Source organism: Serratia sp. (in: enterobacteria), assembly GCF_051654945.1.
Lineage (GTDB): Bacteria > Pseudomonadota > Gammaproteobacteria > Enterobacterales > Enterobacteriaceae > Chania.
The window spans coordinates 52,142-65,269 of sequence record NZ_JBOFZA010000043.1; the positions used below are offsets into that span (position 1 = coordinate 52,142).

The following is a 13,128-nucleotide window of genomic DNA, read 5'->3' on the forward strand; positions in this document are numbered from 1 at the left end:
GACAAAAAATACAATTAAATCAGTTGATAACAATTATTTAAATGCCAATCCCTTGCTAATTGAAAGGTTTCAGCACAATAAAGCAACTTTGCCACGCAAAAATGAGAGCGCTCTCTAAATGATATTAATTCGCATCGCGAATATATAGGTCAGCATGATTTGGTCAGGCTCCCAGCCCACCCAGGTTAATTCTTGGTAATTGACCTGCGATGCACAGGAGGAAAACGAGGGATTGGTTTTGCAGATAAAAAAAGCGCAGCCGAGGCTGCGCTATATCAAACGATGGCTAATTAACGCTTAGGCGCCAATCTTGGCCCAGGTATCGCGCAAGCCGACGGTGCGGTTAAACACCAGGCGTTCGGCCGTAGAATAACGGCTGTCGGCGCAGAAATAGCCTTCACGCTCGAACTGGTAGGCTTTCTCCGGCTGGGCACCCGCCAGGCTTGGTTCGACAAAGCCTTGCTTGATCACCAGCGATTCCGGATTGATGGTGGCGAGGAAGTCCTCTGCCGCCCCTGGGTTAGCTACGCTGAACAGGCGATCGTACAGGCGGATCTCTGCCGGTAAGGCGTGCGCCGCAGACACCCAATGGATCACGCCTTTTACCTTGCGGCCATCGGCAGGATCTTTGCTCAGCGTCTCTGGGTCGTAGGTGCAGAAAATGGTGGTGATTTCGCCCTCTGCATCCTTCTCTACGCGCTCAGCCTTGATCACATACGCATTGCGCAGGCGAACTTCTTTGCCCAGCACCAGGCGCTTGTACTGCTTGTTGGCTTCCTCGCGGAAGTCTGCACGATCGATATACACTTCGCGGCTGAATGGCACTTCACGGCTGCCCATTTCCGGCTTATTCGGATGGTTAGGCATGGTCACCATTTCCACATCTTGCGACATGTTTTCGATGATCACCTTCACCGGATCCAGCACGGCCATAGCGCGCGGTGCGTGTTCGTTCAAATCGTCACGAATACAGGACTCCAGCGCCATCATCTCGACGTTATTTTCCTGTTTGGTGACGCCGATACGCAGACAAAACTCGCGAATGGAGGCGGCCGTGTAGCCACGACGACGCAGGCCGGAAACGGTCGGCATACGTGGGTCATCCCAGCCCTCGACAATCTTCTCGGTCACCAGTTGGCTCAGCTTGCGCTTGGACATGATGGCGTATTCGAGATTCAGGCGTGAGAATTCGTACTGACGCGGGTGGCATGGAATGGTGATGTTATCCAGCACCCAGTCGTACAGACGGCGGTTATCCTGGAACTCCAGAGTACACAGCGAATGGGTGATCCCTTCCAGCGCATCGGAAATGCAGTGGGTGAAATCGTACATCGGGTAGATGCACCATTTGTTGCCGGTCTGGTGGTGTTCGGCAAACTTGATACGGTAGATCACCGGATCGCGCATGACGATAAATGGCGAAGCCATATCGATCTTGGCGCGCAGGCAAGCGGTACCTTCGGCAAACTCGCCGTTACGCATCTTCTCGAACAGCGCCAGGTTCTCTTCAACCGTACGGGTACGGTACGGGCTGTCTTTGCCCGGTGCCGTCAGCGAGCCACGATATTCACGGATCTGCTCGGGAGACAGTTCATCAACATAGGCCAGGCCCTTGTTGATCAGCTCAACCGCATACTGGTGCAGTTGATCGAAATAGTCCGAGGAATAACGAACGTCGCCGCTCCAGGTAAAGCCTAACCACTCCACATCGTGCTTGATGGAGTCGACAAACTCGATGTCTTCTTTAACCGGGTTGGTATCATCGAAGCGCAGGTTACATTGGCCCTGATAGTCCTTGGCGATACCAAAGTTCAGGCAAATGGACTTGGCATGGCCGATATGCAGGTAGCCATTGGGCTCCGGTGGGAAGCGCGTATGAACCGACGTATGCTTCCCTGATGCCAGATCTTCATCAATGATCTGACGGATAAAATTGGTTGGGCGGGCTTCTGCCTCACTCATGTCACTATTCCTCGAATGCATTGCGCTACACATAACCCCCTATGTTCCAATAAGCAGAGTCCAGAAACAACCGTTATTCGTCAAGTTCCCCTAGTACAAAAACAAAAAAGCGGGAAAAGATCGCTCTTTTCCCGCTCAGACTGTTCACCGCTCGTTTAACGCCCGGGCGGCTTCAGGGTTAAACCCCGTTATTTCTGGATTTCGAACAGCTTGGTCTGGCCTGCAACCACATTGCCGGTTGCCAACGCCGTCAGGCCTGCATAGTCATCAGCATTGCTGACCACTACCGGGCTGATCATCGAGCGTGCATTAGCGTTCAGGTAGTCCAAATCCATTTCCAGGATCGGTTGGCCTGCTTTCACTTGCGCACCCTCTTCCACCAGGCGTTTGAAGCCCTGACCGTTCAGCGCCACGGTATCGATACCCATATGCACGACGATCTCCGCGCCTTTGTCCGTTTCCAGGCAGAAAGCGTGGTTGGTGTTGAAGATCTTCACCACGGTACCATCGGCAGGGGCGACTACGGTTTTATCGGTTGGGCGAATAGCCACACCGTCACCGACCGCTTTGCTGGCGAAGGCTTCGTCCGGCACCTGATCCAGGGCAACCACTTCACCAGTTACCGGAGCGACTAACGCTTCCAGCACGGTTTTGGCTACGTTAGGAACAGCCTGCGGTTTAACTTCTGCCGCGGCGGCTGCGGCGGCTGGAGCAGCGGCTGCCGCTACCGGGCCTGCTGCGATGACTTTGGTCATGGCACTGGCAATCAGTTCGGCACGGGTACCGACAATGACCTGCACGCTTTGCTTGTTCAGACGGATCACGCCAGAGGCACCCAGGCGTTTGGCCAGAGCATCGTTCACCAGGGCAGAATCTTTCACGTTCAGACGCAAACGGGTGATACAGGCATCAATCCCGGTCAGGTTGTCGGAACCGCCAATGGCGCTCACATAACGACGAGCCAGGGTAGTGGTTTCATCTTCGTTGGTACCGGCAGCGGTATCCACGTCATAACCGTCGGTTTCGTCACCGGCCACGGCCAGTTCACGGCCTGGGGTCATCAGGTTGAATTTCTTGATGGTGAAGCGGAACACCACATAGTAGATAGCGAAGAACACCAGGCCTTGCGGGATCAGCATGTACCAGTGTGTGGCCAGCGGGTTACGCGATGACAGCGCCATATCCACCAGACCGGCACTGAAGCCGAAACCGGCAATCCACTGCATGCTGGCTGCGATGAACACAGAGATACCGGTCAGCACGGCGTGGATCACATACAGCACCGGAGCCACGAACATGAAGGAGAATTCCAGCGGCTCGGTGATCCCGGTGAAGAAGGCAGCGAACGCCCCCGCCATCATGATACCCAGTACTTTTGCTTTGTTCTCGGGACGTGCGCAGTGGTAGATGGCCAGTGCTGCACCCGGCAGACCGAACATCATGATTGGGAAGAAGCCCGCCTGGTAACGACCAGTGATACCCACCACGGCTTTACCCGCTTCGATAGACTGTGAACCACCCAGGAAGTTAGGGATATCGTTAATACCGGCAACGTCAAACCAGAATACCGAGTTCAGCGCATGGTGCAGGCCGACCGGGATCAACAGACGGTTGAAGAAGGCGTAGATACCGGCACCGGCTGAGCCGAGCTTTTGGATCTGCTCACCGAAGCTGACCAGGCCGTTAAACACCACCGGCCAGATGTACATCAGGATGAAGGCAACCAGGATCATCAGGAAGGAGATCAGGATAGGTACCAGACGGCGGCCACTGAAGAACGACAGCGCCTTCGGCAGTTCAACACCACTGAAACGGTTGTAGACTTCAGCAGAGATGATACCGACCAGAATACCCACAAACTGGTTCTCAATCTTGCCAAAGGCAGCAGGAACCTGATCGAGAGGGATCTTCTGAATCATGGATACGGCGGCCGGTGAACACAGTGTGGTCACCACCAGGAAACCGACAAAACCGGTCAGTGCAGCCGCACCGTCTTTGTCTTTGGACATACCGTAAGCCACACCAATGGCGAACAGGACCGACATATGATCGATAATGGCCGAACCGGATTTGATGAACAAGGCTGCCAGAGCGTTGTCCCCACCCCAGCTAACCGGGTCAATCCAGTAACCCACGCCCATCAGGATGGCCGCGGCTGGCAGTGTGGCAACCGGAACCATCAAGGCCCGACCCACCTTTTGTAAATAACTAAGAATGTTCACCTTTTCCCCCTATTCGTCCGATGCCGGACCCTATTGGCAGTTTATTGAGATAACTCACTACCTTTTTAGAAATAACGCTTGGCACGTATCACTCATGCGGAGTGTAAAAAAATTATTTCGTATCGCAAATTAAAACCTCCTTTTTTGTGACAAATGTCACCAAAAAGTAGTGTTAAACTGCCACATTGCTAGCCATCGCACAAAACTTATTTTATCATTCAAAAAATCAAACGGGCGTTAATGACTGACACCAGCTTCACAAAGCTGAGTTACGCTTTAAGCTAGGGCTGTTGCCCGTACCAGTATAGACACAGTTTATTCTACCTAGAGGTGTACGATGAGACTTATCCCACTACAAGACACAACTCAAGTCGGCAAATGGGCCGCACGCCATATCGTTCAGCGTATCAATGCCTTCAAACCGACTGCAGATCGCCCGTTCGTACTCGGCCTGCCGACCGGTGGCACCCCGCTGGAAGCTTACAAACATCTGATCGCGATGCACAAAGCCGGCGAAGTCAGCTTCAAGCACGTTGTCACCTTCAACATGGATGAGTATGTTGGCCTGCCGCAGGAACACCCGGAAAGCTACCACACCTTCATGTACCGCAACTTCTTCGACCACGTTGATATTCCACGCGAGAACATCAACCTGCTGAACGGCAACGCGCCGGACGTTGACGAAGAGTGCCGTCAGTACGAAGCCAAGATGAAGTCCTATGGCAAAGTGAATCTGTTCATGGGCGGCGTGGGCTTCGATGGCCACATTGCGTTCAACGAACCGGCTTCTTCCCTGGCTTCACGCACCCGTATCAAAACGCTGACCGAAGAAACCCGCATTGCCAACTCGCGCTTCTTCGACGGTGACGTCAGCCAGGTGCCAAAATATGCCCTGACCGTCGGCGTGGGTACCCTGCTGGATGCCGAAGAAGTCATGATCCTGGTCACCGGCCGTGGCAAGGCGCAAGCACTGGAAGCCGCCGTGGAAGGCTGCATCAACCACCTGTGGACCATTAGCTGCCTGCAACTGCACGCTAAAGCCGTGGTCGTTTGTGACGAACCGTCCACCATGGAACTGAAAGTGAAAACCGTTAAGTATTTCCGCGAATTAGAAGCGGAAAGCGTTAATAGTCTTTAATTTATTTGCAGGGGGCTACATGTTCGCTTTAACCCAATGCCGGATTTTTACCGGCCACGACGTGCTTGATGACCATGCGGTAGTGATTGCTGATGGCCTGATTGAACGAGTCTGCCCACTGGCCGAACTGCCAGCAGGCATCGAAACGCGCGATCTGGGTGGCGCCATCCTAGCCCCCGGTTTTATCGACGTGCAGCTTAACGGCTGCGGCGGCGTGCAATTTAACGACTCACTGGAAGCCATCTCGGAAACCACGCTGGAAATAATGCAGCGCGCCAACGAGAAATCCGGCTGTACCAGCTATCTGCCTACGCTGATCACCTGCAGCGACGATTATATGAAGCACGGCATCAACGTGATGCGCGCTTATCTGAAGAACCATCCCAATCAGGCGCTTGGTCTGCATCTGGAAGGGCCGTACCTGAGCCTGGAGAAGAAAGGCACCCACAACCCGGCGTTTATCCGCAAACCAACCAGCGAGATGATCGACTACCTGTGCGCCAATGCCGACGTGATCACCAAAGTGACCCTGGCACCAGAAATGGTGGAGCCACACTTTATCAAGCAGTTGAGCGACGCCGGGATCGTGGTTTCCGCTGGCCACTCCAACGCCACTTACGATCAGGCACGCGTTGGTTTCGCCGCAGGCATTACCTTCGCCACCCACCTGTATAACGCCATGCCGACTATCAGTGGCCGCGAACCGGGCCTGATGGGCGCGATCTTCGATACGCCAGAAGTGTATACCGGCGTCATTGCCGATGGTCACCACGTGGCCTGGGCGAGTATCCGTAACGCCAAACGGGTAAAAGGTGATAAATTGGTGCTGGTTACCGATGCCACCGCCCCTGCGGGCGCGGATATCGACCAGTTTATCTTCGCGGGTAAAACCATATATTATCGTGACGGCCTGTGCGTTGACGAAAACGGCACCCTGAGTGGCTCCGCACTGACCATGATTGAAGCAGTGCAGAACAGCGTAGAGCACGTCGGTATCGCACTGGACGAAGCACTGCGTATGGCAACGCTCTATCCGGCACGCGCCATCGGTGTCGACCAGCGCTTAGGCACCATCGAAGCCGGCAAGGTTGCGAACCTGACCGCATTTACCCGTGATTATCAGATCACCAAGACCCTCGTTAACGGCAACGAGGTTTAATCCATGAACAGCGAGTAACATTATTGATGAGCACTGGCGGACAAGCACAAATAGGGAATGTTGATTTAGTTAAGCAACTTAACGGCGCGGCAGTTTATCGCCTGATCGACCAGCAAGGCCCGATCTCACGCATTCAGATCGCCGAACTCAGCCAGCTTGCCCCCGCCAGCGTCACTAAAATTACTCGCCAACTGTTGGAGCGCGGGCTGATCAAAGAAGTCGATCAGCAAGCCTCCACCGGTGGTCGCCGTGCCATTTCCATTGTCAGTGAAACCCGCAATTTCCACACCGTTGCCGTTCGCCTGGGCCGGCATGATGCCACCATCACCCTGTACGATATGGGCGGCAAGTCGCTCGGAGAGGAACATTACCCGCTGCCGGAACGCACCCAGGAGACACTGGAAAACGCACTGCTCAACGCCATTGCCCAGTTTATCGACAGCTATCAGCGCAAACTGCGCGAACTGATCGCCATTGCCGTGATCCTGCCTGGCCTGGTCGATCCGGCTTTAGGCGTGGTGCGCTATATGCCGCACATCAGCGTCAACAACTGGGCTCTGGTCGATCATCTTCAGCAACGCTTCAACGTCACCAGCTTTGTTGGCCACGATATCCGCAGCCTGGCCCTGGCGGAGCACTACTTCGGAGCCACCCGGGATTGTGAAGACTCCATTCTGGTGCGCCTGCACCGGGGCACCGGCGCCGGGATCATCGTCAACGGCCACATCTTCCTCGGTAATAACGGCAACGTGGGCGAAATCGGCCATATTCAAATCGATCCACTCGGCGAGCGCTGCCATTGCGGTAACTTCGGTTGCCTGGAAACCGTAGCGGCCAACGCCGCTATCGAACAACGCGTACGTCACCTGCTGACACAGGGCTACCCCAGCAAAATGACGCTGGACGACTGTAGCATTGGCGCGATCTGCAAAGCCGCCAATCGGGGTGACTTGCTGGCCAGCGAAGTGATCGAACACGTTGGCCGTTACCTGGGCAAAGCGGTCGCCATCGCCATCAACCTGTTCAACCCACAAAAAGTGGTGATAGCCGGTGAAATCACCGAAGCGGACAAGGTGTTGTTACCTGCCATCCAAAGTTGCATCAACACCCAGGTGCTGAAGGAGTTCCGCAGCAACCTGCCGGTGGTCACTTCCGAACTCAATCATCGTTCAGCGATCGGTGCTTTTGCCCTGGCTAAACGGGCCATGCTCAACGGTGTACTTCTCCAACGGCTGCTAGAAAGTTAAACTGCCTGTTTGGCAGGGTGGCATTTCTGGCTTTTTGCCCTGCCGTTCATCATGAGACCAGCAACAATGACTATCAAAAACGTGATTTGTGACATCGACGGCGTGCTGCTGCATGACAATACCCCAATCCCTGGTGCCGATCTGTTCCTGGCTCGTATTCAGGAACAGGGAATGCCGCTGGTGGTGCTAACCAACTACCCTTCACAAACTGCGCAGGATCTGGCCAACCGCTTTGCCGCCGCAGGCCTGGACGTGCCGGAAAGCGCGTTTTATACCTCCGCCATGGCGACGGCCGATTTCCTGCGCCGTCAGGAAGGTAAGAAAGCCTATGTGGTGGGCGAAGGTGCGCTGATCCACGAACTCTACAAGGCCGGTTTTACCATCACCGATATCAACCCGGATTTCGTGATCGTGGGCGAAACCCGTTCCTACAACTGGGACATGATGCATAAAGCGGCCTTCTTCGTGAACAACGGGGCGCGGTTTATCGCTACCAACCCGGATACCCACGGCCACGGTTTCACTCCGGCCTGTGGAGCACTCTGTGCACCGATCGAGAAGATCACCGGCCGTAAGCCGTTTTACGTCGGCAAGCCTAGCCCATGGATTATCCGCGCCGCGCTGAACAAGATGCAGGGCCATTCGGAAGAGACGGTGATCGTCGGGGACAACCTGCGCACCGATATTCTGGCGGGCTTCCAGGCCGGGTTGGAAACCGTGCTGGTGTTGTCTGGCGTCTCAACGTTGAACGATGTCGAAAACATGCCGTTCCGCCCGAGCTATATCTTCCCTTCTGTCGCCGATATCAATATTTTTTAGGCCCCTCACCCTAGCCCTCTCCCACAAGGAGAGGGGACCGAACGTGCCACGAATTAACTCCTGTACCTGACATTCCCACGAAAACGATCCCCTACATCTGACCACGACTCCGTACTGGCTCCCTCGCCCTTTGGGAGAGAGGGTTGGGGTGAGGGGGAAGCACCGATCGCCGGATCCACAATGAACGCCAGAAAATTTCCCCCTGCCGCTACCCATTCGGCAAAAAATTAGCGATTCGATAATTTATATCCTTAAAAAATGAATATCCGCTAATTTTAACCACTCCCCTCCAGACTATTTTTCAGCGCAACGTTAAATCGCTTGCATGTACCTCGGCTTTTGACGCATTTTCATTATCAGAAGGCAGCAGAGCCGCACCGTTACTGAGTATGCAGGCGCGCTGTACAACATCACATCACCGCCACAAAATGTCGTTAGGAGAGTTTGTATGTGTTCTATTTTCGGTGTGCTCGATCTGAAGTCCGATCCGGTTGAATTGCGTAAAAGAGCGTTGGAACTGTCTCGCCTGATGCGCCATCGCGGCCCGGACTGGTCCGGCGTGTTCGCCAGCGATAAAGCCATTCTGGTTCATGAGCGTCTGTCGATCGTTGATGTGAACAACGGGGCTCAACCGCTGTATAACGCTGCGCACACCCACGTATTGGCGGTTAACGGTGAGATTTATAACCACCAGGCCCTGCGCCAGCAACTGGGTGAACGCTATGAATTCCAGACCGCCTCCGACTGTGAAGTGATCCTGGCGCTGTATCAGGAAAAAGGCCCGGACTTCCTGGACGATCTGCAAGGTATGTTTGCCTTCGCCCTGTACGACACCGAACAGGACGCTTACCTGATTGGCCGCGACCATCTCGGCATCATCCCGCTGTATATGGGCCACGATGAGCACGGTAACCTGTTTGTTGCTTCTGAAATGAAAGCGCTGGTGCCGATTTGCCGCAGCATTAAAGAGTTCCCGGCAGGCAGCTACCTGTGGAGCAAAGAGGGTGAGATCCGCGAATATTATCAGCGTGACTGGTTCGATTATGACAACGTCAAAGACAACGTTACCGATGCCAACGCCCTGCGCAACGCGCTGGAAGAGTCGGTAAAAAGCCATCTGATGTCCGACGTGCCTTACGGCGTGTTGCTCTCTGGCGGGCTGGACTCTTCGGTGATTTCTGCCATCACTAAAAAGTATGCCGCACGCCGGGTCGAAGATGATGAGCGGAGCGAAGCCTGGTGGCCGCAGCTGCACTCCTTCGCCGTCGGGCTGGAAGGTTCACCGGATTTGCGTGCTGCCAAAGAAGTGGCTAACCACCTGGGCACCGTTCACCATGAAATTCACTTCACGGTGCAGGAAGGTCTGGACGCTATCCGCGATGTGATCTACCACATCGAAACCTACGATGTGACCACCATCCGTGCTTCTACGCCGATGTACCTGATGTCGCGTAAAATCAAGGCGATGGGTATCAAGATGGTGCTGTCTGGCGAAGGGGCGGATGAGGTGTTCGGCGGCTATCTGTACTTCCATAAAGCGCCAAACGCCAAAGAATTCCATGAGGAAACCGTACGTAAACTGCTGGCGCTGCATATGTACGACTGCGCCCGTGCCAACAAAGCGATGTCTGCCTGGGGTGTGGAAGCCCGCGTACCGTTCCTGGATAAAAACTTCCTCGACGTGGCAATGCGCATCAACCCGCAGGATAAAATGTGCGGCAACGGCAAGATGGAAAAACACATTATCCGCCAGTGTTTCGAGTCTTACCTGCCGGCCAGCGTGGCCTGGCGCCAGAAAGAGCAGTTCTCCGACGGCGTGGGTTACAGCTGGATCGATACGCTGAAAGAAGTGGCCGCCAAGCAGATCAGCGACCAACAGTTGGAAACCGCACGTTTCCGTTTCCCGTACAACACGCCAACCAGTAAAGAAGGCTACCTGTACCGCGAGATCTTCGAAGAACTATTCCCTCTGCCAAGCGCAGCAGAATGTGTCCCGGGTGGCCCGTCCGTAGCCTGCTCGTCGGCAAAAGCCATCGAATGGGACGAGTCCTTCAAAAGCATGGACGATCCTTCAGGCCGTGCCGTAGGCGTACACCAATCTGCCTATAAGTAACCCTCTCACCCTAACCCTCTCCCACAGGGAGAGGGGACCGTACGTGCTACATTTTAACGCCAGAACCTGACCTCAGCACGGGCGCAGCATGCGGCGCCCCTACGGAATACCACATTACCTATCAACAACGCCAGACAGCTCCCTCGCCCTTTGGGAGAGGGCTGGGGTGAGGGGCATTTTTGTTGATGTTTTCAACCATTAATCGCCCGAACTGCCGCTTTTATCACCATACTGTTCACAACCCAGTCAAACAACGCGTGCAGTCGCTTTTTCGGGAAAAAACTAGTTGACGCAAATCGACCATATACGCATAATGCGCCCCGCAACGCCGATGAAGGTTGCGCGAAAAAAGATGGCTACGTAGCTCAGTTGGTTAGAGCACATCACTCATAATGATGGGGTCACAGGTTCGAATCCCGTCGTAGCCACCAATCTTTTTTGCGGGAGTGGCGAAATTGGTAGACGCACTAGATTTAGGTTCTAGCGCCGCAAGGTGTGCGAGTTCAAGTCTCGCCTCCCGCACCATTCTCTCTCATCGGTCTGCATACAGCAGGTGGGGTATCGCCAAGCGGTAAGGCACTGGTTTTTGATACCAGCATTCCCTGGTTCGAATCCAGGTACCCCAGCCATCTTTCAGGTGGTTCGCTGTAACAAGATGATATGCTATTGGGGTATCGCCAAGCGGTAAGGCACTGGTTTTTGATACCAGCATTCCCTGGTTCGAATCCAGGTACCCCAGCCATCTTTTTCAGGATGGGGCGCTGTAAAAAAGTTAATTGTGTTATTGGGGTATCGCCAAGCGGTAAGGCACTGGTTTTTGATACCAGCATTCCCTGGTTCGAATCCAGGTACCCCAGCCATACAACACCGTTGACCAGCATTAAGAAATAGTAAAACGGCTACGTAGCTCAGCTGGTTAGAGCACATCACTCATAATGATGGGGTCACAGGTTCAAATCCCGTCGTAGCCACCATACTGTTTTGTTTTACCATTGGGGTGTCGCCAAGCGGTAAGGCTCTGGTTTCTGATACCAGCATACCCAGGTTCGAATCCTGGCACCCCAGCCAAATTTAGAAAAGCTCGCTTCGGCGGGCTTTTTGCTTTTCTGCGTTTGGAATAACGGACGAACTAATCGGGCGCAGCGTGCAGCGCCCCTAGATTTGGCATGAGGAACCGAACCCGTTCGGTTTTTGCCATCACAGCCCTAATGCGTATTTCAATGCCCGCTCTTTCAGATTGCCCGCCCGCTCAGCTACCATCAACGCCAGATTGCGCGCCACGCCCAGCGGAGCCAGGTTATTGCTGAAAGCGGTATAGAACAGATCCATGCCGCTTTGCATCAGCAGGTTATCGGTACGACGACGGCGCTGATAGCGCATCAGCACCGGCTCACTCGCCCAATCCTCTCCCTGCTCACGGGCATCGGCCACGATCGCCAATAATGCATCCACATCGCGATAGCCGAGGTTTACCCCCTGCCCGGCCAGCGGGTTGATGGTGTGCGCCGCATCACCGAGCAGCACCAGCCCAGATTGCACATAGCGTTGCGCATGACGGCGTACCAACGGGAAAGATCCGGCGGCATGGGCTTTCACGTTACCCAGGCGAGATGGGAAGGCTGCCGCAATCTCCTGTTCGAGTTGTGCCATGGGCAGCGCCTGCAACTGCCGGATACGCTGCGGACTGTCGTACCACACCAGCGTGGCCCAGCGATCGTACAGCGGCAGGAACGCACGCGGGCCGGAAGGGAGGAACTGCTGCCAGGTCACGTCCTGCTGCGGTTGGTCAGTTTCCACGGTGATCAACATGCAGGCCTGACGGTATTGCCAACCGCTGGTGCCAATTGCCACCAACTTGCGCACCTGTGAGTGAGCCCCATCGGCACCCACCACCAAACGCGTCTGTAACGTCTCTGACGAGCTTAACGTGACCTGCCAGTGGTCATCGGCCCGCTGCAGCGCTTGCAGCCGGACAGGGCAGTACAGCGTTAAATTCTCGCATTGCTCCAACTGCTGCCACAAAGCGAGCTGCAAAATACGGTTTTCGACCATGAACCCCAATTCCGGCAACCCAAGCGTTGCCGCGTCAAACGCTACCCGCGAGGATTCCCATTCCCAGGTTTCCAGCCTGCGGTACGGAGCCGATCTCATCTGCAACACTGCAGGCCAGGCTTCAAGCTGCTTGAGCAGGCCAACGGAGGTACAGCCAATGGCGGAAATCCGCAGGTCCGGCGGGCTTTGGGGATCGAACGCCTCTGGGGCTTCGTGTTCTAACAGTGCCACCGTCAATCCGGATCGGGCCAGCCCCAGCGCGGCGGCAGCCCCAACCATCCCACCGCCAACCACCACGGCATCAAAGCGTTTCTGTGAAGTGTTCATTTGGCTATACTTTTCGTTAAATTGGCCAGTGAAGGCATATGGGATCAGTATACCGGATTTTTAGTCGCGGTCGCTTCGCTGGTCACCAG

General features: G+C 54.8%; 8 protein-coding genes and 7 tRNA genes. 12 read left to right on the forward strand and 3 right to left on the reverse strand.

The features are described from left to right. Positions 1-297 precede the first annotated feature (297 nt). On the reverse strand, positions 298-1,962 hold the full coding sequence (glnS, locus tag ACRDCA_RS06270) for a glutamine--tRNA ligase (protein WP_438688760.1): 1,665 nt from the start codon (positions 1,960-1,962) through the stop codon (positions 298-300). A gap of 188 nt (positions 1,963-2,150) precedes the next feature. Continuing rightward, entirely contained in the window at positions 2,151-4,184 is a 2,034-nt protein-coding gene (gene nagE / locus ACRDCA_RS06275; protein ID WP_438688761.1) for an N-acetylglucosamine-specific PTS transporter subunit IIBC, read from the reverse strand. A 337-nt stretch (positions 4,185-4,521) separates the two neighbouring features. Here nagE and nagB point away from each other — a divergent pair, with 337 nt between their 5' ends. From nagB to ACRDCA_RS06335, 12 genes are all read left to right on the forward strand, one after another. Beyond that, positions 4,522-5,322, forward strand: coding sequence for a glucosamine-6-phosphate deaminase (nagB, locus tag ACRDCA_RS06280; protein WP_325981229.1), 801 nt, complete (start codon positions 4,522-4,524; stop codon positions 5,320-5,322). Between the two features lie 19 nt (positions 5,323-5,341). Then, positions 5,342-6,481 (forward strand): N-acetylglucosamine-6-phosphate deacetylase, encoded by a 1,140-nt coding sequence (gene nagA / locus ACRDCA_RS06285; protein WP_438688762.1) that lies wholly within the window; start codon positions 5,342-5,344, stop codon positions 6,479-6,481. A gap of 26 nt (positions 6,482-6,507) precedes the next feature. Next, positions 6,508-7,728, forward strand: a complete 1,221-nt coding sequence (nagC, locus tag ACRDCA_RS06290; protein ID WP_438688763.1) for a DNA-binding transcriptional regulator NagC — start codon at positions 6,508-6,510, stop codon at positions 7,726-7,728. Positions 7,729-7,794: 66 nt separating this feature from the next. Beyond that, a complete protein-coding gene (locus ACRDCA_RS06295) occupies positions 7,795-8,547 on the forward strand; it encodes an HAD-IIA family hydrolase (protein ID WP_438688764.1) in 753 nt (250 codons plus the stop codon). Between the two features lie 448 nt (positions 8,548-8,995). Further along, positions 8,996-10,660 carry an asparagine synthase B gene (gene asnB, locus ACRDCA_RS06300; RefSeq protein WP_438688765.1) on the forward strand — a complete coding sequence of 555 codons (1,665 nt, stop codon included), beginning with the start codon at positions 8,996-8,998 and terminating at the stop codon, positions 10,658-10,660. A gap of 354 nt (positions 10,661-11,014) precedes the next feature. Continuing rightward, positions 11,015-11,091, forward strand: a tRNA-Met gene (locus tag ACRDCA_RS06305). 9 nt (positions 11,092-11,100) lie between these two features. Continuing rightward, positions 11,101-11,185: transfer RNA gene (locus ACRDCA_RS06310), tRNA-Leu, on the forward strand. Positions 11,186-11,214: 29 nt separating this feature from the next. Beyond that, positions 11,215-11,289: transfer RNA gene (locus tag ACRDCA_RS06315), tRNA-Gln, on the forward strand. A 38-nt stretch (positions 11,290-11,327) separates the two neighbouring features. Beyond that, positions 11,328-11,402 (forward strand) — tRNA-Gln (locus ACRDCA_RS06320). A 43-nt stretch (positions 11,403-11,445) separates the two neighbouring features. Beyond that, a tRNA-Gln gene (locus tag ACRDCA_RS06325) sits at positions 11,446-11,520 on the forward strand. Between the two features lie 37 nt (positions 11,521-11,557). Then, positions 11,558-11,634, forward strand: a tRNA-Met gene (locus tag ACRDCA_RS06330). Between the two features lie 19 nt (positions 11,635-11,653). Further along, a tRNA-Gln gene (locus ACRDCA_RS06335) sits at positions 11,654-11,728 on the forward strand. Between the two features lie 129 nt (positions 11,729-11,857). Here ACRDCA_RS06335 and ubiF read toward each other — a convergent pair. Beyond that, positions 11,858-13,039 (reverse strand): 3-demethoxyubiquinol 3-hydroxylase, encoded by a 1,182-nt coding sequence (ubiF, locus tag ACRDCA_RS06340; RefSeq protein WP_438688766.1) that lies wholly within the window; start codon positions 13,037-13,039, stop codon positions 11,858-11,860. Positions 13,040-13,128 lie beyond the last annotated feature (89 nt).